A 26,590-nucleotide genomic window follows, 5' to 3' on the forward strand; every position below is an offset into this window, starting at 1 on the left:
TCACGAACCGGGGAACCCATGAGCGCGATCGCAACGAGAACACAAGCCGACCCTGCCCACTTCCTCAAGATCGCGAGCGATGGCGCCGGGCTCGCGACGCACGAACAACTGTGGCGGTGGCTCCAGGGCGACGTGCAGCAGTGGCTGTCGCACGAGGTCATGTTGATCGGCTGGGGCGACTTCCGCACCGGCGACCTGCAGTACGACATCGTCTCCAGCCTCCCCGGCATGCGTTCGCACGACTGGACCGTGGCCGGCATCGCCCCCATCATCAGCTACTTCCGCGATTGCTGGGCGGCCGCGCAGCACCTGCCCACGCAGCTCGATGCGAGCGTGTGCGCGCAGCTGGTGCGCGGCGCCGGCGAAGGCGCGGCGCCCGACGCGCTGCGCACGATGAAGACGGCGCTGGTGCACGGCATCCGCCGCTCGCGCCACGGCTCCGAGCGCGTGTTCGTCGCCTTGAGCCGCGAATCCGAACTGCCCACCGCCGCGCCCATGTCGCTCAAGCTGCTGCTGCCCTTCATGGACACGGCCTTGCGCCAGATGCCGCCCGCGCCGGTGCGCCAGGCGCCTTGCTCGCGTTTCGACATCCAGCACCGCCACGCCGCGCGTGTTCCCACCCTGTCCGAGCGCGAGCGCCAGATCATGGTCTGGGTCGCGATGGGCAAGACCAACCCCGAGATCGGAATGATCCTGGACATCAGCGAATTCACGGTGAAGAACCACATGAAGAGCATCTTCAGCAAACTCGACGTCACGAACCGCGCCCAAGCGGTCGCCAAGCTGGAGCGGATGCATGCCCATGCATGAGGCCAAGCCGGCAATGGGCGCGCTGAACGTTCCGCCGCCCCCTCCCTCCGCGGTCGCCGCCACGGCGCTCGCCCAGAACCGCCTGCTGCTCGCGCTCGAGGCCATCCTCGAGCCGCTCATCACGGTCCTGACGCTGTGGTTCCTGGTGCTGCTGATGGAAGGCGAGCTCGACTCCAAGTGGCTCGTCGCCTCCATCGTCGCGTTCGCCCTGTCGTTCCCCGGCAAGTCGCTGCTGCGCGCGCCGCCCGATCGCGTGGCGGTGAACATCCTGCTCGCCTGGGGCTGGACGGCGGGGCTGATGCTCGCGCTCGGCTTCGCCACCGGGCACATCTACGATTTCTCCGCGCCCATCGTCGTGCACTGGCTGTGGTTCACGCCCGCGACGCAGCTGGTCGCGCACTGGGCCCTGCGCCTGGCCGCGCCGCACCTGGTGCGCCTGCAAGGCCCGCCGCTGCGCGCGGTGGTGGTGGGCATGAACGAGCAGGGCTGCTCGCTCGCGGACCGCATCACCTCGCAGCCCTACGCGGGCATCGAGATGGTGGGCTTCTTCGACGACCGCACGCCCGACCGCATCTTCGGCCACGAGCGCCACCGCATGCTGGGGCGCATCTCCGAGATCGCGACGTTCGTGAAGCGCAACCGCGTCCAGCTCATCTACCTGTCGCTGCCCATGGCGTCGCAGCCGCGCATCAAGGAGCTGCTGGATGCGCTGAAGGACACCACGGCCTCCGTCTACTTCGTGCCCGACATGTTCGTGACCGACCTGATCCAGGGCAAGACCGACGCGGTCTGCGGCCTGCCGGTGATCTCCGTGTGCGAGACGCCGTTCCGCGGGCCGGCGGGCGTGCTCAAGCGCATCGAGGACATCGTGCTCGCTTCGCTGATCCTGGTGCTGATCTCGCCGATCCTCGCGGCCATCGCGCTGGCCGTGAAGTTCACGTCGCCGGGCCCGGTGATCTTCCGCCAGCGCCGCTACGGCCTCGATGGCGAGGAGATCCTGGTCTACAAGTTCCGCTCCATGCGCGTCACCGAGGACGGCGACAAGATCGTGCAGGCCCGCAAGGATGACGACCGGATCACGCCGCTCGGCCGCATCCTGCGCAAGACCTCTATGGATGAGCTGCCGCAATTCATCAATGTGCTGCAGGGACGGATGAGCATCGTCGGCCCGCGCCCGCATGCGGTCGCGCACAACGAAATGTATCGCGGCCTGATCAAGAGCTACATGGTCCGGCACAAGGTCAAGCCCGGCATCACGGGCTGGGCGCAGGTCAACGGTTTCCGGGGAGAAACCGAGTCCCTCGACAAGATGGAAGGGCGGATCCGCTGCGACCTCGACTACCTGCGCAACTGGTCGCTACGGCTCGATCTGTACATCATCGCGCGCACGGTGAGACTCGTTTTCAAGGATGCTTCTGCGTATTGATGAGGCTATAGTGCAACCGGACCATTGCGACTGATCGCTGGTTTCGTGAACATCAACCGGAGAAGCAACGTGCAAAAGAAACTTTCCATCCGCAACGCGCTAACGCTCGCATCGATCATTATGGCCTCCCCCGCCGTCATGGCCCAGATGGCCCGCGTCGTCGACACGAACCAGGAAGGCCTGCACTTCCAGGGCCGGCTGGGCGCGGAACACGACAGCAACGTGCTGCGCGTGGGGTCCGGCGCCGAATCCGACACCGCGTACACCGCGGGCGTGGGCCTGACGTACAACAAGCAGTTCAGCCTGCAGCGCATCCGCGCCAACATCCAGGCCGATGCGTGGCGCTACAGCGACCACTCCGAGCTGAACTTCAACACGATCAACTACGGCCTGGCCTGGGACTGGAGCATCACGCCCCGCCTGCACGGCACCGTCAGCGCCGACCGCAAGCAGTTCCGCGAAGTGACGACCGACCCGGTGACGTTCACCAACCGCATCGGCCGGCGCACCGAGCGCAACGAGCTCGCCGAAGGCGCGTTCGACATCGCCGGCCCGTGGCGCGTGATGGCGGGCGTGTCGCACTACCGCACGTCCAGCACCGAGCCCTTCAGCTGGGACGCCAGCCCCGACATCACCTACGGCCAGGTGGGCGTGGGCTACCAGGCGGCATCGGGCTCGTCCTTCGCGCTGCGCTACAAGCGCGGCAAGGGCGAATACAAGGACGCGAGCTTCGGCACGCTGAACACCGACTTCGACGACGACGAGATCGAGGCCACGGCCCGCTGGTCGGTCACCGGCAAGACGACGATCGACGCGCGCCTGGCGCACGTCAAGCGCGACCACGACAACGCGCCCGTGCTCGACTTCAGCGGCATGGTCGGCGGCATCAGCGCCACCTGGGACATCACCGGCAAGACCAGCCTGGTCGCCGGCTACCAGCACGACCTGAGCGCCACGGGCCTCGTCACCGGCGGCAAGGTGGAAAGCGACCGCTTCTTCCTCGCGCCCGTGTGGCACGCCACCGCCAAGACCTCGTTCAACCTGCGCTACGACTACACGCAGCGCAAGTGGAAGGACACCGGCGCCGCCATCGCGTTCGCGAACCGCACCGAGAAGATCGAGGCCATCCAGGCCGGGGTCGACTGGGAGGCGCTGCGCACCATCACCGTATCGGGCTATATCCGCCAGGAAAAGCTGCGGTCCTCGGTCAACGCCGGCTACCGCGCCAACGTCTTCGGCGTGCTGGCCCGCGCCAACTTCTGACATCCAACCGTTAGGGAGATTCCAACATGATGTCCAAGCTGCTTCGCTCCACGATAGGGATCGCCACCCTGGCCCTCGCGGCCGGCATCGCGTCGGCGCAGCAGGACGCGAACAAGCCGGGCGACTACCGCCTGTCGCCCGGCGACTCGATCAAGGTCCAGGTCTACCAGAACCCGGAGCTCTCGTTCGAGGTGCGCATTTCCGAAAGCGGCGTCGTGAACTACCCGCTGGTCGGTCCCGTCCAGCTGGGCGGCTTGTCGGTCAGCCAGGCCGAACAGGCGATCGCGAAGGCGCTGCAGAAGGAAAACATCCTGAAGGCTCCCCAGGTGAACATCAACGTCGCGCAGGTGCGCGGCAGCCAGGTGGCCGTGCTGGGCGAGGTGGGCAGGCCCGGCCGCTTCCCGCTGGAGACGACCAACGTGCGCGTGAGCGAGATCATCGCGGCCGCCGGCGGCGTCACGCCCAACGGCGACGACCGCGTGGTCGTCACCGGCCAGCGCAACGGCCAGCCCTTCCGCAAGGAAGTGGACGTGCAGGCGCTCTTCGCGGGGCGCAGCACCGACGACGTGGTCCTGCAGGCCGGCGACACCATCTTCGTGTCGAAGGCCCCCACGTTCTACATCTCGGGCGAGGCCCAGAAGCCCGGCACCTACAAGATCGAGCGCGGCATGACCGTGCAGCAGGCGATCGCCGCCGGCGGCGGCATCACCAACCGCGGCAGCATGGGCCGCATCCGCATCACGCGCACGCAGCCCGACGGCCAGAAGGTCACGATGGACCCGCGCCTGTCGGACGTCGTGCAGGCGGGCGACGTCATCGTCGTGCGCGAAAGCATTTTCTAAATCTCACAAGCAGTCCAGGGGGAAATTCGGCATGGGCCTGTCTCAATTCTTTTCGATCCTGCGCGCCCGGCGCGGGCTGGCAGGCTTCATCCTGCTTTCCACGCTGTTCATCGCGCTCGGCTGGGTGCTGCTGCGGCCCGCTTCGTACAAGGCGGTGGCGCCCGTGCTGGTGGACGTGCAGCGTCCGGACCCGATGGTCAACGCCAACTACGCGTACATGCAGGGCATGATCGCGCCCAGCTACATGACGACGCAGATCGACATCATCAAGAGCGACCGCGTCGCCGAGAAGGTGGCCAAGATGCTGCCGGCCGACCAGCCGCCGATGAAGTCGCTGCTGGCCAAGGCGCAGGGCAAGCCCGCGGCGGATCGGATCATCGCCACGGCGCTCCAGCAGAACCTGGAGGTCAAGCCGGCGCGCGAGACCAACATCATCAACGTGACCTGGGTGGGCCGCACGCCCGCCGAGGCCGCGCGCGTGGCCAACGCGTTCGCGCAGGCCTACATCGAGACCACGCTGGACATCAAGACCGAGCCGCAGAAGAAGTACACGGTGTGGTTCGACGACCAGGTGAAGGAAGCGCGCGAGCGCCTGGAGAAGGCCCAGCAGCGGTTCGCCGCCTACCAGGAGAAGGCGGGCATCGTGTCGGCCGACGAGAAGGCCGACTTCGAGGTGACGCGCCTGAATGAACTGCTGCAGCAGCTGTCCGTGGCGCAAAGCCGCGGCCGCGGCGGCTCGCCCGCCGGCGCATCCGACGCCAGCCCGCTGGTGAACAACCTGCGCCAGGACGTCGCGCGCATGGAAGCCAAGATCGCGCAGAACTCCGCCACCATGGGCTCGCGCCACCCCGAGATGATGCGCCTGCAGTCGGAGCTGGCCGCGATGAAGAGCCGGCTGTCCGAGGAGTCCTCGCGCGTGGGCATCACCGCCGCCGCTTCGGTGGAGGCGCAGAAGGCCCGGGAGCGCGACCTCAAATCCGCCATCGACGAGCAGAAGCAGAAGGTGCTGTCGATGAACAAGCAGCGCGCCGAGCTGAACCTGATCAAGTCCGACGTCGATTCCGCCCAGAAGGCGTTCGACACGGTGACCGCCAGCGCCGCGCAGGCCCGCCTGAATTCCATGAGCACGCAGACCAACATCATGAAGCTCGCGCCCGCCGTCGAGCCGATGGAAAAGACCGGCCCGACGGGTACGCAGGCCATGGCCATCGCCTTTGCCGTCGGCGTGCTGCTCGCCATCGCCGGCGCGCTGATGGCCGAACTCGCCAACCGCCGTGTCCGCACCGTGCATGATCTCTCGATGGTCACGCACCTGCCGATCCTGGCCACCGTGCCGGCCGCCAATTCGTCCCATTACCAACCCCTGCGGCTGTCGGCGCCCACTGCGCGCCGGCTGGCCCTCGCACGGAGCGCAGCATGACCAGCAGCACCAGCACGCAGATCTACCCGCTGCCCAACCGCACGGACCTCACCGAGCTCGACATCGAGCTGCCGACGCGCGAAGCCGCGCAGCCCATCGGCGCGATCCTGGTGCAGGCCGGCGCGCTGCAGCAGGGCGACGTGCAGCGCATCCTGGATTACCAGAAGAAGTCGGGCTTGCTCTTCGGCGAGGCCGGCATCGCGATGGGCCTGCTCGACGAGGAAGACGTCAAGCGCGCGCTCGCGCTGCAGTTCGGCCATGCCTACTTCGCGCCCGACACGGCCGGCTTCGGCGAGGAACTGATCGCCGCGACCGACCCCGACAGCGACGCCGTGGAACACCTGCGCGTGCTGCGCAGCCAGCTGATGCTGCGCTGGTTCGAGAACGACGCGCGCCAGGCCGCGCTGGCGGTGGTGAGCCCCGGCGTGGGCGAAGGCCGCAGCTACATCACGGCCAACCTCGCGGTGCTGTTCTCGCAGCTGGGCAAGCGCACGCTGCTCATCGACGCCGACCTGCGCCGCCCGCGCCAGCACGAAATCTTCAACCTGCAGACGCGCGTGGGCCTGTCCACCGTTCTCTCCGGCCGCGCCGGCTGGGAAGCGGTGCACGAGATCAAGTCGCTGCCGGGCCTGTGGGTGCTGCCCGCGGGCGCCGCGCCGCCGAACCCGCAGGAGCTGCTGTCGCGCCCGGGCTTTGCCCGCCTGATCCAGGCGCTGCGCGCGAGCTACGAGGTGATCCTCGTGGACACGCCCGCCGGCACGATGTGGGCCGATGCCGGCACGGTGGCCGCCCGCTGCGGCGCCGCGCTGATGCTGGCCTGCCGCGACGCCACCTCGGTGCCGCGCGTCGCGCACCTGGCCGACGACCTGCGCCAGTTCGGCGTGACGATCGTCGGCGCCGTGCTCAACGGCGCGCAACCTGACAAACCGGAGCGCGTGGCGCCCAACACCGCGGCGCGCCTGAGGGCATGACACAGGGAGCAGCCGTTTCCGAGTGGCAGCCGCGCTGGCGCGAGCTGGTGCAAGGCGTGGTGCGCGTGCACACGGAGCGCGGCGAACAGCAGCTGCTGGAATCGCTCGCGCAGCCGAAGGAGCCGACGGTGCTGGCGTTCGTCAATGCGCACGCCATGAATTCCGCGGCCACGTCGCGCAAGTTCTACGAGTCGCTGATGTCGGCCGACATCGTGCTGCGCGACGGCATCGGCATGGCCATCCTGCTGCGCATGCTGAACCAGGCGCCGGGCCTGAACCTCAATGGCACGGACCTGATCCCGAAGATCCTGAAGCTCTACTCGGGCCGCTCGATCGCGCTGTTCGGCACGCAGGACCCGTACCTGCGCAAGGCGCGCGACAAGGTCACCGAGAAGCTCGCGCCGGGCAGCCGCTGCGTCACCACGCACGGCTTCCTGGAGACCACCGACTACATCAAGCTCGCCACCCTGCACCGGCCCGAGCTGATCGTGCTGGGCATGGGCATGCCCAAGCAGGAGGAAGTGGCATGCACGCTGCGCGCGGCGGTGGGCTACCCCTGCCTGATCGTGTGCGGCGGCGCCATCCTCGACTTCATGGGCGGCAAGACCTCGCGCGCGCCGCAGTGGATCCGCAGCTCGCACATGGAGTGGGCGTACCGCCTGGCACTGGAGCCCAAGCGGCTGTTCCAGCGCTACGTCGTGGGCAACCCCGTGTTCCTCGCGCGCGCCTTCAGCCTCGCCCGGGCGACGATGCGGCAGGGGCAAAGCGCCCCGACCTGACCTAATATCCCGGCATGAACATCCTGCTCACGGGCGGCGCCGGGTACATCGGCAGCCACACGTACGTCGCACTGGTGGAGGCCGGCTACACGCCGGTCATCCTCGACAACTTCGCCAACAGCCACCCCAAGGTGGTCGAGCGCCTGCAGAAAATCACCGGCAAGCCGGTCATCTGCCAGGAAGGCGACGTCGCCGACCAGAAGCTGGTGCGCGGGCTGCTCCAGCGCCACGCGATCCAGGGCGTGGTGCACTTCGCGGCCGACAAGGCCGTGGGCGAAAGCGTGGCGCAGCCGCTCAAGTACTACCGCAACAACATCTGCGGCGCCGTGAGCCTCATGGAGTGCCTGGCCGAGGCGGGCTGGCCGCCTTTCGTCTTTTCCAGCAGCGCCACGGTGTACGGCGAGCCGCAAAGCGTGCCGATCCGCGAGGACTTCGCGCGCGGCCACACCAACCCCTACGGCCACAGCAAGCTGGTGGGCGAGGACATGCTGGCGGCTGTCTGCAAGGCATACCCGCAGTGGAAGGTGGCGATCCTGCGCTACTTCAACCCGGTGGGCGCGCATGCCGGCGGCACCATCGGCGAAGACCCGAACGGCGTGCCGAACAACCTGATGCCCTTCATCGCGCAGGTGGCCACCGGCAAGCGCCCCGAACTCGCCGTCTTCGGCGACGACTACCCCACGCCCGACGGCACCGGCGTGCGCGACTACATCCACGTGATGGACCTGGCCGAAGGCCACGTCGCCGCGCTCGGCGCGCTGCTGAAGAAGGGGCAGAGCTTCACCGTCAACCTGGGCACGGGCCGCGGCAACAGCGTGCTGGAAGTGGTGCGCGCGTTCGAGAAGGCCAGTGGCCGCAAGGTGCCGTACCGCATCGCGCCGCGCCGCCCCGGCGACGTCGCGCAGTGCTACGCCGACCCTGCCATGGCCGAGAAGCTGCTGGGCTGGAAGGCCACGCGCTCGCTCGACGAGATGTGCGCCGACACCTGGCGCTGGCAGAGCGCCAACCCCAACGGCTACCGCGACTAGGGCTGGCGGCGCAGGGCTTTCTGCAAGCGGGCCTGAAGAGCCACGGGCGCGCGGCCCTTGTTGGTCCACATCCAGCAGTACACGTGCTCGGCCGGGGCCGTGAGCCGGCCGTTGCGCGAAGCGGCCTCCGCCGACGTGACGGGATAGACGACGTTGTTGCCCTCATGGAAATGGACGTTCATCTCCAGCGCGTCGCCTGAATCGAACTCCCAGTGGATGTCGTCGCCGGGGCGCAGCGGCGCGCACCACTCCAGCGACTTGCCCGCCGCCACCTGCTGGCGCAGCGCCGCGCCGCCGCGCTCGTCCCAGGCGACGTCGTGCAGCTGGGCGAGCGCCGCCGTCGCGGCCGACGCGAGGGCCGTTGCCACCAGCAAGTGAAAGAGACGCGCGCGCATGCTTTTTTTATACCCGGTTCAGCCGATTTCCGCGTAGGCGTACGACGACCAGGGGCAGAAGCTTTTGACGGTATCCAGCCAGTAGGGCAGGTTCGCTTCGACCATGCTCGGGCGGCCGTCGCACAGCTCGATGGCCGCCTGCACCAGCGACGCGTCCGCAAAGTGCCAGCTCCAGGCCAGGTTGTGGCCGGCGCCGCCCGCGCGGATGGCCCCGGCGACGAACAGCTGGCGCTGCGCCTCGGGCAGCCGCAGCTGCTCGCGCACCTGCGCGATGAAGGCCGGGGACGCCGTGGCGATGCGGAACTCCTCCGATGCGGGCAAGCCGCGCAGGCGGAAGGCGAAGGTGACGGACTGCGGCTGCGCGGGCGGCGCGTCGCCGCCACCGCCGCCGCAAGACGCGAGGCAGGCGAAGAGGGCCAGCGCCGCGAGACGGCGCGCAGGGGCATTCATGACGGCCAGTCTCTCAGGCGTGCGATGCCGTGACAAGCCCCGGTGCGCCATGCATACTGCCGCGGGATTCACGAGGAGCTTCCATGCAGCGGACTTTTCTTCGCGCGGCCACGGCCGCCGCGGCGATCGCCTTGCTCAATTCGTGCGCGTCGCTGGTGCCGTTCACGCCCGACATGGGCGCGAAGGCGCCGCGGCTGGAAGGGTACGGGCAGCTGTCCGCGCCGATCACCACTTCGTCGCCCGAAGCGCAGGCCTTGTTCAACGAAGGCGTGCTGCAGGCCTACGCGTTCAACGAAACGGCGGCGGTGCGCGCATTCAAGGCGGCGCTGGCGAAGGACCGCGGCTGCGCGATGTGCGCGTGGGGCGTGGCGTGGCAACTGGGCCCGGGCATCAACAGCCACAGCCGCGACGGCGCGGCGGAAGCGCTGAAGTACGTCGACTACGCGCTCAGGCGCCTGGACCGCGCGACGCCGCGCGAGAAGGCGCTGGTGGAGTCGCTGGCGCTGCGCTACGCGCACGCGACGGCGGCGCGCGAGACCGCGCCGCTCATGGCGGCGTGGTGCGGCAAGACGGAGAAGGACGACAACGCCGTCCACCCGCTCGACGACGCCTATGCCGCCGCGATGCGCAAGCTCGCCGACGCATACCCGGCGGATCCGGAGATCCTGACGCTGTACGCCGAAGCCGAACTCATCGCGACACCGGGCGATGCCCTGTGGGACAAGGACGGCCGGCCGGCGGGACGCGCGGGCGAAGTGGCGGACCGGCTCGAGAAGCTGCTCGCGTCGCACCCGCGGCACACCGGCCTGAACCACTACCTGATCCACACCGTGGACGCGGCTTCCGTCGCGAAGCGCGCGGTGGCTGCCGCGGACCGCCTGGGCCAGTTGGCGCCCGCGTCGCCGCACCTGGTGCACATGCCGGCGCACATCTACATCAACGTCGGCCGCTTCGAGGAAGCGACGCGCGTGAACCAGGCGGCCCTCGCGGGCGACGAGGCCCTGGTGAAGCTGGAGAAGGCGCAGGGCTTCGAGCCGTCGAAGGACTGGCGCGGCCACAACTCGCACTTCCTCTGGTACGCCGCGATCGTCAGCGGCAACGAGAAGGTCGCCTTGGATGCGGCGGCGGGCGTGGCGGAGATCGGCAAGGATTGGGACAACAACTTCGGCGAGTACCTGCGCAGCACGCGGCTGTTCACCCTGCTGCGTTTCGAGCGCTGGGACCAGGCGCTGGCCGAGCCGCAGCCCAAGGGCGAGCGCGGCGTGACGAAGGCGCACTGGCTGTTCGCGCGTGGCGTCGCGCAGGCGCGGCTCGGGCGTGTCGACGAAGCCGTGAAGCTGCTCGACGAACTCAAGCCCGTGGCCGAAGGCGTGCGCACGCGCAACGCCAAGCGCAAGGCCACCGTCGCGATGATGGAGTACGACGTCGCGCGGCTGGAGTCGGAGATCGCGCTGGCCCGCGGCGACCTGGATGCCGCCATTGCCGCGCAGGCGAAGGTGGCCGAATTCGATGCGGTGCTGGAGCAGTCGGAGCCGCCTTTCCTCGGCAGCCTGGGCCGCACGACGCTTGGCGACCTGCAGGCCCGCGCGAAGCGAATCCGGGAGGCGGAGGCGAGCTACCGGCAGGTGCTGGCGGAGCGCCCGGGGCATCCGCTGGCCGAGAAGGGCCTCAAAGCGCTGCGGCAATAAAAAAAGGGGCGGCATGACGCCGCCCCATACGAGGGATCTGGATCCCTCCTCGGCTTTCGGTTCAGATGTTCGAGCTGCGCGAAGGGCAGGCGGCGTCGGCCACCGGCGTGCCGGTGTCGCGGCGGCCCACGATCTCCACGGGCTGCAGGTTCACGTACATCACGCTGGGGTGCATGGCGGCCTGCGCGCTGCCGACGGCGACGTGGCTGGCCTGCCCGGCGGCGAAGGACGACACGGCGATGATGGCCACGGCGGCGATACCGCCGGCGATGCGGGCGTAGGCGGAGAGCAGCGGTTGCGGGGCGTGGTTGGTATTCATCGTTTCCTCCAGGTGGGGCCGTTTCGTGGCCCGATGTGTGGACTGTAGGAATGGGGCCTGCGGAATGCGACCGGAATGCGACGAACCGCAGGCTGGGCCGACGAACTGCGGATTTGCCGGCCCGGGCCCGTTATCCGTCGGCCCCGACCGTGGTTCGTCGGGCGGGGCTTGAGGGGCAGGCGGCGGCCTGCCAGACTCCGCTCCCATGGCTGCAGTTCCCACGCCCGTGCCCCCGGCGCCCACCGACGACCCGGTCCCGGAGCATTTTCCCCAGATCCTCGGCTGGCCGCGCCTGCGCGTCGTCTTCATCATGGCGCTCGGCTTCGCGCTGGTGCACCTGGATTCGCCCACGCCCTTCGTCGTGTGGCTGGCGCGCTGCCTGGTGGTGGCCACGTTCGCGACCATCGCCTACGGCGTGTTCGAGCGCTGGCCGCAGCGGCTGCCGTCGTGGGCCGCGCGCTGGTGGCTGCAGATCGTCGGCGTGATGCTGGCGGGCTCCTTCGGCGCGGTGTTCGCCTATGCGCTGCCGGCGGGCGGCAACCTCGCCGAAGTGCTGGAAGAGCCCGGCTACCGCGCGGGCATGTGGTCGCTGATCCTGCCCTGCGTGGTGTTCGCGCCGCCCGTGGCCTTCGCGGCCATCATGCGGCGGCGCGAGGCGCTGGCGCGCGACGAAGCGATGCGCCTGCAGCTGGAGCGCAGCGAGATCGAGCGCCAGTCCGCGGACACGCGCCTGCGCCTGCTGCAGGGCCAGGTGCAGCCGCACTTCCTCTTCAACACGCTCGCCAACATCCGCGCGCTGGTCAATGCCGGCTCGCCGCGCGCCGTGCAGGTGATGGACAGCCTGATCGCTTACCTGCGCGCATCGGTGCCGCGCCTGCAGCAAAGCGAAGGCACCATCGCCCAGGAGCTGGACCTCGTGCGCGCCTACCTCGAGCTGATGCACATGCGCATGCCCGACCGCCTGCACTACGCGGTGGAGAGCGACGCCGCCGCGAACGGGATGCGCTGCCCGCCGATGGCGCTGCTGACGCTGGTGGAGAACGCCGTGCGCCACGGCGTCGACCCGAGCGAGGACGGCGGGCGCATCGACGTCGAGGTGCGCTTGCAGGACGGCCGCTGCATCGCGACCGTCAGCGACACGGGCGTGGGGCTGAAGCAGGCCGGCAGCGGCGGCAGCGGCCTGGCCAACCTGCGCGAGCGCATGAAGCTGGCCTTCGGCGACGCGCAGTTGCGCCTGGCCAGCGGCGATGCGCGCGGCACGCGCGCGGTGCTCGAGTTTCCCGCGCAGGGCGCGCCATGAGCGGGCCGAAGGCGAGGGCGCTGGTCGCCGACGACGAGCCGCTGCTGCGCGAGGAACTCATCGCACTGCTGGCGCGCGCCTGGCCGGAGCTCGAAGTGGTCGCGCAGGCGCGCAATGGCCGCGAGGCGGTGGAACAGTTCGAAGCGCACGAGCCCGACATCTGCTTCCTCGACGTGCACATGCCGGGCATGACGGGCATCGAGGCCGCGCAGAAGATCGGCAACCGCGCGCACCTGGTCTTCGTCACCGCCTTCGAGCAGTACGCGCTGAAGGCTTTCGAGCACGGCGCGCACGACTACATCGTCAAGCCCGTCGATGCGAACCGCCTGGCGACGACCGTCGCGCGCCTGAAGGAGCGCGTCGGCAACGCGGCGCCTTCGGCGATCAGCGACGAACTGCTGCGCGAACTGGCAGCGCGCCTGCGCGGCGAGGGCGCCGGGGCCGAGCCGCTGCGCTGGATCCGCGCGAGCTCCCGCGGCACGCTGCGCATGATCCCGGTGGACGACATCGACTTCCTGAAGTCCGACGAGAAGTACACGCTGGTCGCCTGGCGCGACGAAGGGCAGGCCGCCGAAGCGCTGATCAGCACGCCGCTGAAGCAGTTGATCGGGGAGCTGGACGCCGTGCATTTCGTCCAGATCCACCGCTCGGTGGTGGTCAACCTGCGGTCGGTGCGGCACGTGACGCGCGGCGAGAACGAGACCGCCACCGTTCACCTGAAGGGCCGCGACGAGCAGCTGCCCGTGAGCCGCAGCTACCTGCACGTGTTCCGGCAGATGTAGCGCGCGGCGCGTCATTAGCGGCGCTGATGTTACGCGCGATACTTTAATTGAACTTTTGTTTCTGGCCGGGCGACGCCACACTGCCGCGCATCACAGCCCTGGCTTGGAATCCCATGCGCAACCTCGATCCACTGGCCCTCGAGTGCCTGGTCGCACTGGCCGAAGAGGGCAGTTTCCAGCGGGCCGCGCGGCGCCTGTCCATCACGCAGTCGGCGGTCTCGCAAAGGCTCTGGTCCCTCGAATCGAACGTGGGCACGGTCCTCATCGTCCGCAGCCGCCCGGTCCGCGCGACGCCCGCCGGCCAGGTGCTGCTGCGGCACGCCAAGCACCTGACGGTGAAGCAGGCCGACCTGATCCGGGAGCTGCGCGACCTGGGCCCGACGTTCACGCGCACCCCGCGCGAAGACCAGCAGATTTCCGTCGCGTTCGATCCCGACAGCGTCGCCACCTGGGGCTTGGCGGCACTGGACGCGTTCAGCCGCGACGGCCTGGCCACCGAGATCATCGTCGACCACCCCGAACAGACGCACGAACGGCTGCGCGAGGGCGACGTGCTCGGCTGCGTCACCACCGTGGACCAGGCCCCGTACGGCTGCAAGGCCGTCGCGCTCGGGCGCATGCACTACATGGCGGTTGCCGGGAAGGACTTCGCCGCGAGGAATTGCCCGCACGGCCTCACGCCCCAGAACTTCCGCAGCCTGAAGTTCATCGCGCACAGCCGCGGCAGCGACGTGCAGGTCGAATTCGTTTCCAAGGCGCTCGGGCTGAAGGACATCCTGCTGAACCAGCACTTCGTGCCGACGCCCGATGGCCAGCTGCGGGCCGTGCTGGCAGGGTGGGGGGTGAGCGTGCTCCCAAAGATGCTCGTCGAGGCCATGGTGCGCGACGGGGAGCTCGTCGACATCGCACCCGGCGTTGCGCACGGCGTCGACCTCCACTGGCACTCGTGCAACTTCCAGTCGGAAGTGATCGCCCTGCTCGATGCGGCGGTGAACGCGGGGGCGCGGGAACTGCAGGCAAGCGGCGTGCCGGAGGAAGACGCGCGGGCCGTCGCCTGAAAAAAAGGCCCCGCGCTTGCGCGCGGAGCCCAACCCTGGAGAAAGCGCCGGCTCAGAAGGTGTGGCGGATGCCCACGTTCAGCCAGCTGATGTCCACGCCCGGCGCGCCGGAACCCATCGTGCCGAGTGACTGGTTGCGGATGGTCGAGTAGGACGTGTAGAAGTTCGTGCGCTTGGACAGCGCGTACGTCGCCCCGAGCTGCCAGTAGTTCGCGTCGGCCGCGGTGACGAAGTTGTCGCCGTGGTGCACGTACTCCGCGAGCAGCGTCGCCGCGCCGACGGGCACGCTCACGCCCAGCATGTAGTCCTTGCTCCTGCCGACCGAAAGGCCCGTCGCGTCCTTGTCGCGGTTCACCGCGAACGCGCCGCTGACGACGGCGGCCTTCAGGTCGTAGGCGGCGCCGATCATCGCGGTGCGGCTGCGGCCCACCGTCACGCCGCCGGCCGCCACGTTCTGGTGGTGGTAGGCGCCGACGACCGTCAACGGGCCGGATGCGTAGGTGCCGCTCAGGCCGACCTGGCTGCCCACCGACATGCTGCCCAGCACCTCGCCGAAGCCGTAAGCGACCTGGGCCGAGAAGTCGCCGAGCTTCGGCGTGGTGTACGTGATCGTGTTGTCCATGCGCACGCCGTAGGACCGGAACACGGCCAGCGCGCCCGAGCCGTCGCCGGTGATGCCGGCGTCGAAGGGGTCGACCGTATCGACCGCGATGAACAGCGGCGTGTACTGGCGGCCCGCCTTCACCGAGCCGAAGCCGCCATCGAGGCCGACCCAGGCCTGGCGGCCGAACGCGCGCCCGCCCTGGGCGAGGAAGCCGGTGCTGGCGTCGATGCCGCCTTCGAGCCGGAACGAGGCGGACAGGCCGCCGCCGAGGTCTTCGGTGCCCTTGAGGCCCCAGCGGCTGCCGGACTGGATGCCGCTGGTCAGCGCGGTGACCGAGCCGCCGGGCGACAGCGTGGTGCGTTCGATGCCGAGGTCGACGACGCCGAACAGGGTCACGCTGGATTGGGCCGATGCCGCCGCGCAGAGGACGCAGAGGCTTGCGAATGCGATGAGTTTCTTCTTCATGGTTGTCTCCGTCTGTTGGATGGGAATGCAGGGAATGGGGTGGGAGGTCGGGTCGCGTCTGGGTGTCGTTCCTCCTTCGCTACCAGGTGTCGGAGCGCACCAGCGGCTCCCACGCGCCGTTGCGCACGCCGTACACGCTGATGGAGCCGTACCGCTGCTCGCCCTTGTCGTCGAAGCGCATGGACCCGGTGACCGGCGCGTACCCGTTGAGGCTGCGCAGGGACTTCACGATGTCCTCGGGCTTGACCGAATCGGCCTTCTGGATGGCGTCGGCCAGCACGTACATCGCGTCGTAGCTGTAGTGGCCGCCGTAGGCGGGCTCGATCTTGAAAGCGGCCTTGTAGGCGTCGAGGAATTTCGGCCCTGCGGGGAATTCCTTCGCATCGAGGATCGGCGACGTGCAGTAGATGCCGCTGACCTGCCCGGCCTTCTTGAGGATCGACGGCGTCTTCAGCGTGTCCGTGCCGAGGATGCTGACGGTCGTGTAGTCGCTCTTCTTCAGGGCGTCGATCAGCGCGACGATCTGGTAGTCGTTCAGCGTCGAGACGATGCCCTCGATGCCGCCCGCCTTGAGTTTTCCGGCCAGGTCGTCGAAGGCCACCGTCTTCTCGTCGAAGCTCTCGCGCAGCGTGATGGTCTTCTTGGCTTTGGCCAGCTCCGCGGCAGCGCTGTCCGCCAGGCCCTTGCCGTACGGCGTGCCGTCGTCGACGACCGCCCATCTCTCCGCGCGCATCTGGTTCACCGCATAGGAGCCGATGGCCTTGGCCTGCAGCGAATCGTTGGCCACCAGGCGGAAGGTGGTCGGCAGCCCGAGCTCGGTGTACTTCGGGTTGGTCGAGATCGCGAGCTGGGCCACGTTGGCCCGGGCGTAGACCGGCGCGGCGGGAATGCTCACGCCCGAGTTGAGGTGGCCGATGACGGCGACGACGCCGGCGTCGACCACCTGCTGGGCGACTTGCGTGCCGACGAGGGGGTCGGCGCGGTCGTCGCCGACGACGAGTTCGATCGGCACGCGCTTGCCCTTGAGCTTGATCCCGCCGGCCTTGTTGATCTCGTCGGCCGCGAGCTTCACGCCGTTGAACATGTCCTGCCCCAGCGGCGCGCGCGTGCCCGACATGGGATGCACGACGCCGATCTTCACGACGGCAGGGGGCTGCTCGCAGCCGGCGGCCAGCGCGAGCAGGGCGAAGGAAATGCAGGCAAGGAAGTGGCGCATGTGGGCTCCTGGGGGTGGGGCGCACTTTAGGTACCGCGCGTGCGCAGCGGTAGGGGGTAAGCGCAATGCACAAGCGCATCAGGAAAGCGATTACGCGCGCTAATCGATCACAACCCTTAAGCGGCCATTAACGTTGCTGCGCGAGCGGGCGCAAGCCGCTATCTGCGCTATGTTCGCGCCCGTTGAGCGTGAACACCGTCCTCAACTTCCGCCATCCATCTACTCAGGAGACACCTTTTCATGAAATCAGGAACACAACTCGTCCTGGCCGGCGTGGCCGCCGTCGCCTCGGGCCTCGCGTGCGCGCAGGAGGTCGTCAAGATCGGCCACGTCGCGCCGATGTCGGGCCCGCAGGCCCACTACGGCAAGGACAACGAGAACGGCGTGCGCATGGCCATCGAGGACCTCAACGCCAAGGGCGTCACCATCGGCGGGAAGAAGGTCAAGCTGGAGATCGCTGCCGAAGACGATGCCGCGGATCCCAAGCAGGGCACCGCCGCTGCGCAGAAGCTGTGCGACGCCAAGGTCGCCGGCGTGGTCGGCCACCTGAACTCGGGCACCACCATCCCGGCATCGAAGGTCTACAACGACTGCGAGATCCCGCACGTCACGGGCGCAGCCACCAATCCCAACCTGACCAAGCCGAACTACCCCACCACGTACCGCATCATCGCGAACGACAACGCGCTGGGCGCGGGCCTGGCCATCTATGCGGCCGACAAGCTCAAGCTCAAGAAGGTCGCCGTGATCGACGACCGCTCGGCCTACGGCCAGGGCGTGGCCGACATCTTCACGAAGACGGCGAAGGAAAAGGGCATCGAAGTCGTCGACCAGCAGTTCACCAACGACAAGGCCACCGACTTCATGGCGATCCTGACCGCCATCAAGTCCAAGAACCCGGACGCCATCTTCTTCGGCGGCATGGACACGCAAGGCGGGCCCATGCTGCGCCAGATGGAGCAGCTGGGCATCTCCAACGCCAAGTTCTTCGGCGGCGACGGCATCTGCACCGAGAAACTCATCGAGCTGTCGGGCAAGAGCAAGCTGCTGGACAACGTGACCTGCGCAGAAGGCGGCGCTTCGCTGGCCAAGATGCCGGGGGGCAAGGCGTGGAAGGCGCGCTACGACGCGAAGTACCCGAACCAGTTCCAGGTATACAGCCCGTACACCTACGACGCGACGTTCGTGCTGGTCGACGCGATGACCCGCGCCGGCTCCACCGACCCGAAGAAGTACATCCCCGAGCTGAAGAAGGCGAACTACAAGGGCGTCACGGGCACCATCCGCTTCGAGCCGAACGGCGAACTGAAGAACGCGGCGATGACGCTTTACTCTTACAGGGGTGGCCAGAAGGCGCCGCTCGAATAAGCCGGGGTACATTGCGCTTTCCCGGAAATTGAAGAAAGCGCTGTCCATGAAGTTGCATTGCCTGGCCGCGGCGTTCGCCGCGGCTTCCTCCCTCTTCCTCGCCGGCTGCGCCACCGAAGCGCAGCAGGGCCGTTCGGCCGAAGCGGCGTCCGATCCCTGCCTGAACGTGCGGCCGGCCACCGGCACTGCCCTCGTGCGCAAGGAAGATTGCGGTGTGCGCCCGCAGCAGTCCGTCGGCCCGTCGGCGCAGCAGCCGCAGAGCCCCAAGCGCCAGTAGCACAATGGCCCCGAGGAGGGGCCCATGACCGCGAACACGACGGCGCGCCTGCACGCGCTGGACAACCTGCGCGCCCTGATGATGTGGCTGGGCATCGTGCTGCACGTGGCCGCCATCCACATGGTGCGCGATGCGCCGCTGCCCTGGCAGGACGGCAAGCGCGCGGTGGTGGCCGACCTGGCCGTGGCCTTCATCCACGCCTTCCGCATGCCGGTGTTCTTCATCCTCGCCGGCTTCTTCGTCGCGATGCTGCTGCAGTCGCGCGGGCCGGCGGGCATGGCCAGGCATCGCGCGCTGCGCCTCGGCCTGCCGTTCGCGGTGTTCTGGGTCCCCGTCTTTGCCGCGACGGTCGTCCTCGGGATGCTCGCCATGCACCGGGCGATCCGCGGCACGTGGGGCCTGGACATGCGGATCGCCGACGAAATCGTGCGCGGCCCCGACATGCCGCCCCTGCCGCGCGGGCCGAACACCATGCACATGTGGTTCCTGTGGATGCTGCTGTGGATGAGCGTGGCCACCGCGCTGCTCGCGCGTTATGTGCCGCCCGCCGTGTGGCGCATCCCGGCGCTGGTACTGCGGTGCCTTGCGGCAGCGTGGTGGGGGCCGGTGGTGCTGGCCCTGGCGCTGCTGGCGACCGATGCGGTCCATCCGCGCGGCATGCTGTTCCCCAGCGGTTCGTTCATCCCGCCGTTCACCGAGTGGGCGCACTGGGCGGCGTTCTTCTGCGTGGGCCTGGCGATGTACGCCGTGCGCGATGAACTCTTCGCGATCTACCTGAAACGCTGGCCGGCCTTCGCCGTGGCGGGACTCGTCACCTTCTTCGTGGCCGGCTACTGCGTGGAAAGAAAGGTCGCACCGCAGTTCGCATATGCGTACGGGTTGACGGCGTGGCTGTGGAGCTTCGCGGCGATCGGCATCGCGCTGAAGTGGCTGCCGTCACGCAGCGCGGTGCTTGCCTACCTCGCGGATGCGTCGTACTGGGTGTACCTGGTGCACCTGCCGCTCACGATCCTGTTCGGCATGGGTCTGTACCTCCTGGACCTGCCGGCGCTGGTGAAGATCGCGCTGAACATCGCGGCGACGACGGCCGTGTGCCTGGCGAGCTACCAGCTGTTCGTGCGGCACACGTGGGTGAGCGTTCTGCTCAATGGGAAGCGACATGAGCGGGCGCCGCGCCCGCCCGCCGCATTGACGCCCGCCTAGCGCGCCTGCATGTGCTTGCCCACGAAGCCCAGCACGCCCTCGTACCACGCCACGATGTTGCGCGGCTTCAGGATCCAGTGGTTCTCGTCGGGGAAGACGAGCAGCTCGCTGTCCACGCCGTGGTACTGCAGCGCCTCGAAGAGGTTGAGGCCTTCGCCGATCGGGCAGCGGTAGTCCTGCTCGCCGTGGATCACCAGCGTGGGCGTCTTCCACTTCGTGATGTGGCGGATGGGCGCGAAGCGGTCGTAGCCGGCGGGGTCGGTGTACGGGTTCTCGCCGCCCATCTCCAGGTACCACCAGCCCGGGTGGTCGGTGGTGCCGGTGAAGGCCGCCATGGTGACGATGCTGGCGTGCGTGACGATGCAGCGGTAGCGCTGCGTCTGCGTGCCGATCCAGTTGCTCATGTAGCCGCCGAAGCTGCCGCCCATCGCCATGATGCGCGTCGGGTCGACGTCGGCGCGCTTCTCCAGCGCGTCGGTCACGGCCATCAGGTCCTTGAAGCACTGGTCGCCCCAGACGTTGCCCCAGATGCCCTGCACGAACGCCTGCCCGAAGCCGGTGGAGCCGCGCGGGTTCGGCTGCACGACGGTGTAGCCCTGAGCCACGGCCAGCAGCGAATTCCAGCGCCAGTGCCAGCCGTCGCCCGACATGCCGATGGGGCCGCCGTGGATCCACAGCAGCACCGGTGACTTGCCCTTGCCGTTCTTCGGCCGCGTGATCCAGCTCTGGATCGCCGCGCCGTCGGTGCTCTTCGTGGTGATGCTCTCGATCTCGGCCCACTCGCCGGCCGGCGTGAAGTTCGACAGGCGCGCCAGCGGCTTCGCGGGCGTGCCGGCCTTGCCGTCGTGCACATAGGTTTCGGGCGCATCGAGCAGGCTGGAACGCACGCACGCGAAGCCGCCGTCCGGCAATGCATTGATGTCGCTGTGCCCGCCGCCGGCGTCACGCGACGTGAGCTGCGTGACCTTGCCGCCTTGCGCATCGATGGCGAACACCGGCACCAGGCCGTCGTCGTCCGCGGTGACGAGCACCTGCCGGCCGTCGGGCGTCCAGTCGCCGATGTGCGGCCAGCGGTCCCAGTCCTTCGCGATCTCGCGCGCGTTGCCGTCCAGGCCGACGATGTTCAGCGTCGGCCGCACGACGATCTTGGCCGAGCGCGTGGAGCGCACGACCGCGATGGACTTGCCGTCGGGCGAGAAACGCGCGCCTTCGCTGTCGGTGCAAGGCGCCTGCGGCATCACCTTGTGCGTGCGCGCGTCAAGGTCGAACAGCACCAGCTGGTTGTCGTCGACGCGGTCGGCGCCGGTCACGCGCCAGATCGCCAGGGCATGCCTGCCGTCGGCGGAAATGTCCAGGTGCGGCTCGATGTTGAAGTGGGTCGTGGCGTCGGGCGTCAGGTCCACGCGCTCCGCGCCGTCGGCGCGGTACAGCACCAGGTGCGTGTTGGGGCGGTCGGGGTTCTGGTGCAACCAGTGGTCCCAGTGCCGCACCGGCTGCTTGCGGTAGTGGCGCGCGCTGGTTCCCTTCTTGGCGCGCTCGGCAGCCGTCTCGCGCTGCTTAGCGTGCTCGACGTTCGCCAGCACGGGCGCGAAGACGACGAGGCGGTCGGCCTTCGCCGCGAAGTGGAAGGCTTCCACGCCGAGCGGCTCGTCGGTGAGCTGGCGCGGCTCGCCGCCCTCGGGCGGCAGCACCCACACCTGCATGCGCTTTTCGGCGTCCTCGTCGGGCTTGACCTCGTTGGGTTGCCGGTTGGACAGGAACGCCAGCGCGCCGTCATGGCGGAAGGCGGGTGCGACGTCCTTCGATTCGCCGCGCGTCAGCTGCACGGCCGGCCCGCCGCCCGTGGGCACTTTCCAGATATCGGAGAGGTATTTGGTGCCGTCGCGGTCCAGTCGCTGGACGCCGACGGCGAGCCATGAACCGTCGGGGGACGGGACGGCGCTGGCGACGCGCCGCAGGCGGATGTGGTCTTCTACGGAATAGGGGGTGGGCTGTGTCATGCGGCCTCTCTTGTCCAAAGAGGCCGCATTGTGGCGCGTTTAGCGTGCGACCGTCCGCAGGATCTCGACCGTGGGCAGCTTCACGTGCAGCACGGTGGGCGACAGCGCGTGGGAGGACAGGTCGACGGCCTGGTGGCTCTGGCTTTCGGCGGCGACCCAGCACACGGTGAGCACGGCGCCCACGGCGGCGGCGACGCCGAAGCGGGCCAGCGCGGGCAGCAGGGGCTCGGGCACGGCGGTCAGTTGGGCGGCGGCAGCGGTCATCGGGTTTCTTTCCTTCGGGGCCGTTTGGTGGCCCCGTGATGCAAATGTAGGTAGGGCACCCCCTCGTTTCAAGGCGCGTGCGACGAAACGCGTCAGGAGGCGATGGATTGCAGCGTCCGCGCGACGAACCGGCAGGGTTTTGGGCCCCCCGATAAGATGGCCGCCCCATGAAGTACCTCCGCATCCTGGGCCTTGTCGCGCCCCTGGCCTTCGCCCCGTCCCACGCCGCATCGCCCGCCCCCGTCGCCGCCGAGCACGGCATGGTCGTCAGCGCGCACCAGCTCGCCACGCGCATCGGCGTGGACGTGCTGAAGAAAGGCGGCAACGCCGTCGACGCGGCGGTGGCCGTGGGCTATGCGCTGGCGGTCACGTACCCCGCGGCGGGCAACCTGGGCGGCGGCGGCTTCATGACCTTGCAGCTGGCCGACGGGCGCAAGGGCTTCATCGACTTCCGCGAGAAGGCGCCGCTGGCCGCAAAGCCCGACATGTACCTGGACAGGCAGGGCAACGTGGTGGCGGGCGCCAGCACGCGCGGCCATCTGGCGGTCGCCGTGCCGGGGACCGTCGCTGGCCTGGAACTCGCGCTGGCGAAGTACGGCACGCTCAAGCGTGGCGAGCTCATCGCGCCTTCGATCGCGTTGGCGGAAAAGGGCTTCGTGCTGGACCAAGGCGACGTCGACCTGATGCAGCGGTCCACCGAGGGCCTGCGCGCCGATGCGGCCACCGCGAAGATCTTCCTGGACCGCGGCCAGCCGTTTCGCGCCGGCGCGCGGCTGGTGCAGAAGGACCTGGCGGAAACCTTGAAGGCCATCGCACGCGACGGCGCCCGCGGCTTCTACCAGGGCCGCGTGGGCGCGGCCCTCGTCGCCGCCAGCCGCGCGGGCGGCGGCATCATCACGCAGGCCGACCTGGACCAGTACCAGGCGCGCGAGTTCGCGCCCATCGAATGCGACTACCGCGGGTATCGCGTCATCTCGGCGCCGCCGCCCAGCTCCGGCGGCGTCATCCTGTGCGAGATGCTCAATATCCTCGAGGGCTACCCGGTGCGCGAGGCGGGCTTCCGCTCGGCGCAGGCCGTGCACGTGCAGGTCGAGGCGATGCGCCATGCCTACGTGGACCGCAACAGCCTGCTGGGCGACCCGGCGTTCGTGAAGAACCCGTTGGAGCGGCTGCTCGACAAGGCCTACGCCGCGAAGATCCGCGCCGCGATCGATCCCGAGAAGGCCGCCGTGTCGTCGCAGCTGCGCGCCGGCACCGCGCCACACGAGGGCACGAACACGACGCACTACTCCATCGTCGACAAGGACGGCAACGCGGTGGCGGTGACGTACACGCTCAACGAATGGTTCGGCGCCAACGTCACCGCCGAAGGCACGGGCGTGCTGCTGAACAACGAGATGGACGACTTCAGCATCAAGCCGGGCGTGGCCAACACCTACGGGCTGGTGCAGGGCGAGGCCAACGCCATCGCGCCGGGCAAGCGGCCGCTCAGCTCGATGTCGCCGACCATCGTCACGCGCCAGGGCAAGCCGGTGCTGGTGCTCGGCTCACCGGGCGGCAGCCGCATCATCACCGCGGTGCTGCACACCATCCTCAACGTCGTCGACTACGACATGGACGTGCAGGAAGCGGTGGACACCCCGCGCTTCCACCAGCAGTGGCAGCCGCAGGAGACGTCGCTGGAGAAATTCGCGCTCAGCCCCGACACGCGCGGCATCCTCGAGCGCATGGGCCACCGCTTCCACGTGCTGTCGCGGCCGGTCAACCATGTCGCCGCGATCATGGTGGGAGCGCCCACGCTCAAGGGCAAGCCGGTGGGCAGCAACCGCTACTACGGCGCGAACGACCCGCGCGGCCTGACGGGGCTGGCGCTGGGGTACTGAGATGCGCCGCGCGCAGCTCGCGCTTGCCGGCGGGCTGCTGCTTTTCGCGCTGGCCGCGGCGGACCTGCTGCTGCACGGGCCGCTCACCAGCGTCGACCCGGAGATCAGCACCTGGCTGCACGGCCGCATGCACCGGGCCGTGACGCGCACGCTGCTTGTGTTCACGTACGTGCACAGCACGATCGGCCTGTCCGCGATGAGTGCCGGCTTGGCGATCTTCTTCGTCGTGCGCCGGCAGCCGGGGTGGATCCTGCGGCTGCTGCTGACCGTGCAGGGTGGCCAACTTCTCAACGCGGGCCTCAAGCAGCTGTTCCAGCGCGCGCGGCCGCACTGGGACGAGCCTCTCCTGACGTTCACGACGACGAGTTTTCCCAGCGGGCATGCGGCCGGCGCGACCGTCTTCTGGGGCTTCGTGTGCGTGGCGGCGTGGTCGCTGGGTGCGCCGCCGCTGCTGCGTCGCGTCCTGCTCGTGATCGCGCCGCTGATGGTCGTGCTCACCTGCTTCTCGCGCGTCTACCTCGGTGCGCACTACTTCAGCGACGTGCTGGCCGGGGTGGGCGAGGGCGTCGCGTGGGTGGCTGCCTGCACGATGCTCATGCGCGCGCGTACCATGCGCGCATGAGGCTGTCGCGCCCGCACCAGTACGGCATCGCCGCCCTTGCGGCCGCGGCCGCGACGCTGGCCAGCACCGCGCTCGACGGGCACATGTCGGTGGCGGGCCTGGCGCTTGTCTATCTCCTGGCCGTCGTGGCCACCGCCGTGGCGCTGGACCGCGGCCCGGGCCTGGCCGCCTCCCTCCTGTGCGTGTCGGCGCTCAATTTCTTCTTCGTCCCGCCGCGCTACAGCTTCGAGATCGACGGCGCGGAGTACTGGTGGACGCTGGCCGTGCTGCTGGCCCTGTCGACGTGGATCAACGCCCTGGTCGCGTCGTTGCGCACGCGGCGCGCGCGCGCCGAGGAGGCGACGGCGCAGGCGGCGCAGTTGCACGCGTTGAGCGAAGCGCTGGCCGGTGGCGGCAGCGCGCCGAAGCTGGCGCTGGAAGCCGCGCAATGGCTGCACCGCGAGATCGGGCATGGCGCAGCCGTGTTCCTGCACGAAGGCGACGCACTGCGCGCGTTCGTGGCGGGCGCCGATGCTTCCTCTTTCCAGGCGTCCGCCGCGCAATGGGCCGTGGACCACGGCCGGCCGCTCGGGCGCGGCTGCGACGACTGGTCCGATTTGCCACTGTGGTGCGCGCCTTTCGCGCGCCACGCACCGCGCGGCGCCGTCCAGTGGCTCCTGCATCCGGGCGCGCGTCCGTCACGCGAGCTGCAGCAGCATTGGCTGGCGATCGCGCGCCAGGTGGGGCTGGCGATCGATCGCGAGCGCGCCGCGCAGGTCGCGCGCGACGCCGTCGCGGCGGCGCAGGCCGAAACCGCCCGCAACACCTTGCTGGCCTCGCTCTCCCACGACCTGCGCACCCCGTTGGCGGCGCTCATGGGCACCGCGAGCACGCTGCGCACGCAGGCCGCGCAATTGCCCCCCGCCCAGCGCGACCAGTTGCTGGCCAACCTCGAGGACGAAAGCCGCGACCTCACCGCGATGGCCGACAACATCCTGCAGCTGGCGCGCCTGTCGCAGCCGCAGGCGCAGTTGCGCCGCCAGTGGGAGTCGGTGGAGGAAGTCCTGGGCACGGCGGTGGCGCGCCTGCGCAACCGCTGGCCCGGGGTGCGCATCCAGCTGCGTGTGACGCCGGGCCTGCCGCCCGTCGATGCCGAAGCCGCATTGCTGGCGCAGGTGATCGCGAACCTGGTGGACAACGCGGTGCGCCACTCGCCGGCGCCCGCCCGCATCGAGGTGACGGCGGGCCGCAGCCGCGACGGCGTCTTCATCGCCCTGCGCGACCATGGCGAAGGCATTTCCGAAGCGGCGGCGGCGACCCTCTTCGAGCCGTACCGGCGCGACGGCGGTGCCGCGGGCCTTGGCCTCGCGATCTGCAAGCTGGTGGTCGAAGCGCATGGCGGCCGCATCGCCGCGCGGCCGTGCGACCCGGGCACGGAATTCCGCATCGACCTGCCCGCACGCGAGATGGAGGCGGCGCCGCCATGACCGACGTGCTCGTCGTCGAAGACGAAAGCGGCATCGCGCAATTCGTCGCGGCCAGCCTGAGCGCCGCCGGCCTGCGCCCGCGCACCTGCGCCACCGCACGCGCCGCGGACGAGGAAATCCGCAGGCAGGCGCCCGAGCTGGTCATCCTCGACCTGGGCCTGCCCGATGAGGATGGCGTGCAGTTCATCGCGCGGCAGCGCGCATCGCTTACCGCGCCCGTGCTCGTCCTGTCGGCGCGCACGCAGGAAGCCGAGAAGATCGCCGCGCTGGACGCCGGGGCCGACGACTACCTGACGAAGCCCTTCGGCGTGGGCGAGCTGCTGGCGCGCGTGCGGGCCATGCTTCGCCGCGCCCGGGCGGCGCCGCTGCCGGCTCCCCGGCTGCAGATCGGCGACCTCGCATTCGACCGGGCTTCGCGCGAACTCGCGGTGCGCGGCGCGCAGGTGCACCTCACGCCGGTGGAATTCAAGCTGTTCGAACGGCTGGCGCGCTCGCCCGGCAAGGTGCTGACCCACCGGCAACTGCTGGCGGACGTGTGGGGCGCAGACCAGGTGGACCAGCTGCACTACCTGCGCATCTACATGGGCCACCTGCGCGCCAAGATCGAGGAAGACCCGGCCCAGCCGCGCTACCTGCTCACCGAGCTGGGTGTGGGCTACCGGCTGGCGGACGAGTGACGTTTATGCGGTTT

Annotated in this window: 26 protein-coding genes; 19 read left to right on the forward strand and 7 right to left on the reverse strand. The window is 69.2% G+C overall.

Annotation, left to right across the window (positions count from 1 at the left end; genetic code table 11):
• Window positions 1–18: 18 nt before the first annotated feature.
• The 8 genes from epsA to galE all read left to right on the forward strand — a co-directional run bounded on the left by epsA (window position 19) and on the right by galE (window position 8,539).
• Complete coding sequence (gene epsA / locus WG903_RS08530) at window positions 19–810, forward strand: XrtB/PEP-CTERM-associated transcriptional regulator EpsA (RefSeq protein ID WP_340074260.1); 792 nt, start codon at window positions 19–21, stop codon at window positions 808–810.
• The gene (locus WG903_RS08535; protein WP_340074262.1) at window positions 797–2,236 is read left to right on the forward strand and encodes an undecaprenyl-phosphate glucose phosphotransferase; all 1,440 of its coding nucleotides are present in this window, start codon (window positions 797–799) and stop codon (window positions 2,234–2,236) included. Before epsA ends, WG903_RS08535 begins: the two co-directional genes overlap by 14 nt.
• 120 nt (window positions 2,237–2,356) lie before the next feature.
• Window positions 2,357–3,499, forward strand: a complete 1,143-nt coding sequence (gene epsL / locus WG903_RS08540) for an XrtB/PEP-CTERM-associated polysaccharide biosynthesis outer membrane protein EpsL (protein ID WP_340074264.1) — start codon at window positions 2,357–2,359, stop codon at window positions 3,497–3,499.
• Between the two features lie 26 nt (window positions 3,500–3,525).
• On the forward strand, window positions 3,526–4,341 hold the full coding sequence (epsE, locus tag WG903_RS08545) for a polysaccharide export protein EpsE (protein ID WP_340074266.1): 816 nt from the start codon (window positions 3,526–3,528) through the stop codon (window positions 4,339–4,341).
• Between the two features lie 31 nt (window positions 4,342–4,372).
• On the forward strand, window positions 4,373–5,761 hold the full coding sequence (locus WG903_RS08550; RefSeq protein WP_340074268.1) for a Wzz/FepE/Etk N-terminal domain-containing protein: 1,389 nt from the start codon (window positions 4,373–4,375) through the stop codon (window positions 5,759–5,761).
• Window positions 5,758–6,732 carry a chain length determinant protein tyrosine kinase EpsG gene (gene epsG / locus WG903_RS08555; RefSeq protein WP_340074270.1) on the forward strand — a complete coding sequence of 325 codons (975 nt, stop codon included), beginning with the start codon at window positions 5,758–5,760 and terminating at the stop codon, window positions 6,730–6,732. The genes WG903_RS08550 and epsG overlap by 4 nt, the downstream gene beginning before the upstream one ends.
• Window positions 6,729–7,511 carry a WecB/TagA/CpsF family glycosyltransferase gene (locus WG903_RS08560; protein ID WP_340074272.1) on the forward strand — a complete coding sequence of 261 codons (783 nt, stop codon included), beginning with the start codon at window positions 6,729–6,731 and terminating at the stop codon, window positions 7,509–7,511. Before epsG ends, WG903_RS08560 begins: the two co-directional genes overlap by 4 nt.
• Window positions 7,512–7,525: 14 nt before the next feature.
• Window positions 7,526–8,539, forward strand: a complete 1,014-nt coding sequence (gene galE, locus WG903_RS08565) for a UDP-glucose 4-epimerase GalE (protein WP_340074274.1) — start codon at window positions 7,526–7,528, stop codon at window positions 8,537–8,539.
• Here galE and WG903_RS08570 read toward each other — a convergent pair.
• Together WG903_RS08570 and WG903_RS08575 are read right to left on the reverse strand one after the other, a co-directional pair.
• A complete protein-coding gene (locus tag WG903_RS08570) occupies window positions 8,536–8,934 on the reverse strand; it encodes a hypothetical protein (protein WP_340074276.1) in 399 nt (132 codons plus the stop codon). The two genes, galE and WG903_RS08570, sit on opposite strands and share 4 nt — an antisense overlap.
• A gap of 18 nt (window positions 8,935–8,952) precedes the next feature.
• Window positions 8,953–9,384: a BP74-related protein gene (locus WG903_RS08575; RefSeq protein ID WP_340074278.1), complete on the reverse strand. Its 432-nt coding sequence runs from the start codon at window positions 9,382–9,384 to the stop codon at window positions 8,953–8,955.
• 83 nt (window positions 9,385–9,467) lie between these two features.
• On the opposite strand from WG903_RS08575, the gene WG903_RS08580 reads away from it, so the two are divergent.
• Complete coding sequence (locus WG903_RS08580; protein ID WP_340074280.1) at window positions 9,468–11,072, forward strand: hypothetical protein; 1,605 nt, start codon at window positions 9,468–9,470, stop codon at window positions 11,070–11,072.
• Between the two features lie 61 nt (window positions 11,073–11,133).
• On the opposite strand, the gene WG903_RS08585 is transcribed toward WG903_RS08580, so the two are convergent.
• A complete protein-coding gene (locus tag WG903_RS08585) occupies window positions 11,134–11,391 on the reverse strand; it encodes a hypothetical protein (RefSeq protein WP_340074282.1) in 258 nt (85 codons plus the stop codon).
• Window positions 11,392–11,596: 205 nt separating this feature from the next.
• Here WG903_RS08585 and WG903_RS08590 point away from each other — a divergent pair, with 205 nt between their 5' ends.
• From WG903_RS08590 to WG903_RS08600, 3 genes are all read left to right on the forward strand, one after another.
• A complete protein-coding gene (locus WG903_RS08590; RefSeq protein ID WP_340074284.1) occupies window positions 11,597–12,691 on the forward strand; it encodes a sensor histidine kinase in 1,095 nt (364 codons plus the stop codon).
• Entirely contained in the window at window positions 12,688–13,473 is a 786-nt protein-coding gene (locus WG903_RS08595; RefSeq protein ID WP_340074286.1) for a LytR/AlgR family response regulator transcription factor, read from the forward strand. The genes WG903_RS08590 and WG903_RS08595 overlap by 4 nt, the downstream gene beginning before the upstream one ends.
• A gap of 113 nt (window positions 13,474–13,586) precedes the next feature.
• The gene (locus WG903_RS08600; protein WP_340074288.1) at window positions 13,587–14,531 is read left to right on the forward strand and encodes an ArgP/LysG family DNA-binding transcriptional regulator; all 945 of its coding nucleotides are present in this window, start codon (window positions 13,587–13,589) and stop codon (window positions 14,529–14,531) included.
• A 52-nt stretch (window positions 14,532–14,583) separates the two neighbouring features.
• Here WG903_RS08600 and WG903_RS08605 read toward each other — a convergent pair whose 3' ends face one another.
• A complete protein-coding gene (locus tag WG903_RS08605; protein ID WP_340074290.1) occupies window positions 14,584–15,600 on the reverse strand; it encodes a porin in 1,017 nt (338 codons plus the stop codon).
• 79 nt (window positions 15,601–15,679) lie between these two features.
• A complete protein-coding gene (locus WG903_RS08610) occupies window positions 15,680–16,816 on the reverse strand; it encodes a branched-chain amino acid ABC transporter substrate-binding protein (RefSeq protein WP_340074292.1) in 1,137 nt (378 codons plus the stop codon).
• Between the two features lie 240 nt (window positions 16,817–17,056).
• On the opposite strand from WG903_RS08610, the gene WG903_RS08615 reads away from it, so the two are divergent.
• The 3 genes from WG903_RS08615 to WG903_RS08625 are packed head-to-tail and all read left to right on the forward strand — an operon-like array spanning window position 17,057 to window position 19,664.
• Window positions 17,057–18,184 (forward strand): branched-chain amino acid ABC transporter substrate-binding protein, encoded by a 1,128-nt coding sequence (locus WG903_RS08615; RefSeq protein ID WP_340074294.1) that lies wholly within the window; start codon window positions 17,057–17,059, stop codon window positions 18,182–18,184.
• Window positions 18,185–18,230: 46 nt separating this feature from the next.
• Window positions 18,231–18,461 carry a hypothetical protein gene (locus tag WG903_RS08620; protein WP_340074296.1) on the forward strand — a complete coding sequence of 77 codons (231 nt, stop codon included), beginning with the start codon at window positions 18,231–18,233 and terminating at the stop codon, window positions 18,459–18,461.
• Window positions 18,462–18,485: 24 nt separating this feature from the next.
• A complete protein-coding gene (locus tag WG903_RS08625) occupies window positions 18,486–19,664 on the forward strand; it encodes an acyltransferase family protein (protein WP_340074298.1) in 1,179 nt (392 codons plus the stop codon).
• On the opposite strand, the gene WG903_RS08630 is transcribed toward WG903_RS08625, so the two are convergent.
• Together WG903_RS08630 and WG903_RS08635 are read right to left on the reverse strand one after the other, a co-directional pair.
• Window positions 19,661–21,664: a S9 family peptidase gene (locus WG903_RS08630; protein ID WP_340074300.1), complete on the reverse strand. Its 2,004-nt coding sequence runs from the start codon at window positions 21,662–21,664 to the stop codon at window positions 19,661–19,663. The genes WG903_RS08625 and WG903_RS08630 overlap by 4 nt on opposite strands.
• Window positions 21,665–21,703: 39 nt before the next feature.
• Window positions 21,704–21,928 (reverse strand): hypothetical protein, encoded by a 225-nt coding sequence (locus tag WG903_RS08635; protein ID WP_340074302.1) that lies wholly within the window; start codon window positions 21,926–21,928, stop codon window positions 21,704–21,706.
• A gap of 167 nt (window positions 21,929–22,095) precedes the next feature.
• On the opposite strand from WG903_RS08635, the gene ggt reads away from it, so the two are divergent.
• Genes ggt through WG903_RS08655 form a run of 4 tightly spaced genes read left to right on the forward strand, consistent with a single transcriptional unit; the run spans window position 22,096 to window position 26,576 of the window.
• On the forward strand, window positions 22,096–23,811 hold the full coding sequence (gene ggt, locus WG903_RS08640; protein WP_340074304.1) for a gamma-glutamyltransferase: 1,716 nt from the start codon (window positions 22,096–22,098) through the stop codon (window positions 23,809–23,811).
• A gap of 1 nt (window position 23,812) precedes the next feature.
• The gene (locus WG903_RS08645; RefSeq protein WP_340074306.1) at window positions 23,813–24,433 is read left to right on the forward strand and encodes a phosphatase PAP2 family protein; all 621 of its coding nucleotides are present in this window, start codon (window positions 23,813–23,815) and stop codon (window positions 24,431–24,433) included.
• Window positions 24,430–25,899 (forward strand): DUF4118 domain-containing protein, encoded by a 1,470-nt coding sequence (locus WG903_RS08650; protein WP_340074308.1) that lies wholly within the window; start codon window positions 24,430–24,432, stop codon window positions 25,897–25,899. Before WG903_RS08645 ends, WG903_RS08650 begins: the two co-directional genes overlap by 4 nt.
• Window positions 25,896–26,576 (forward strand): response regulator, encoded by a 681-nt coding sequence (locus tag WG903_RS08655; protein ID WP_340074310.1) that lies wholly within the window; start codon window positions 25,896–25,898, stop codon window positions 26,574–26,576. The genes WG903_RS08650 and WG903_RS08655 overlap by 4 nt, the downstream gene beginning before the upstream one ends.
• The last annotated feature ends 14 nt before the right edge of the window (window positions 26,577–26,590 follow it).

It is taken from the genome of Ramlibacter sp. PS4R-6 (assembly GCF_037572775.1).
In the GTDB taxonomy this organism is placed as follows: Bacteria; Pseudomonadota; Gammaproteobacteria; order Burkholderiales; family Burkholderiaceae_C; genus Ramlibacter.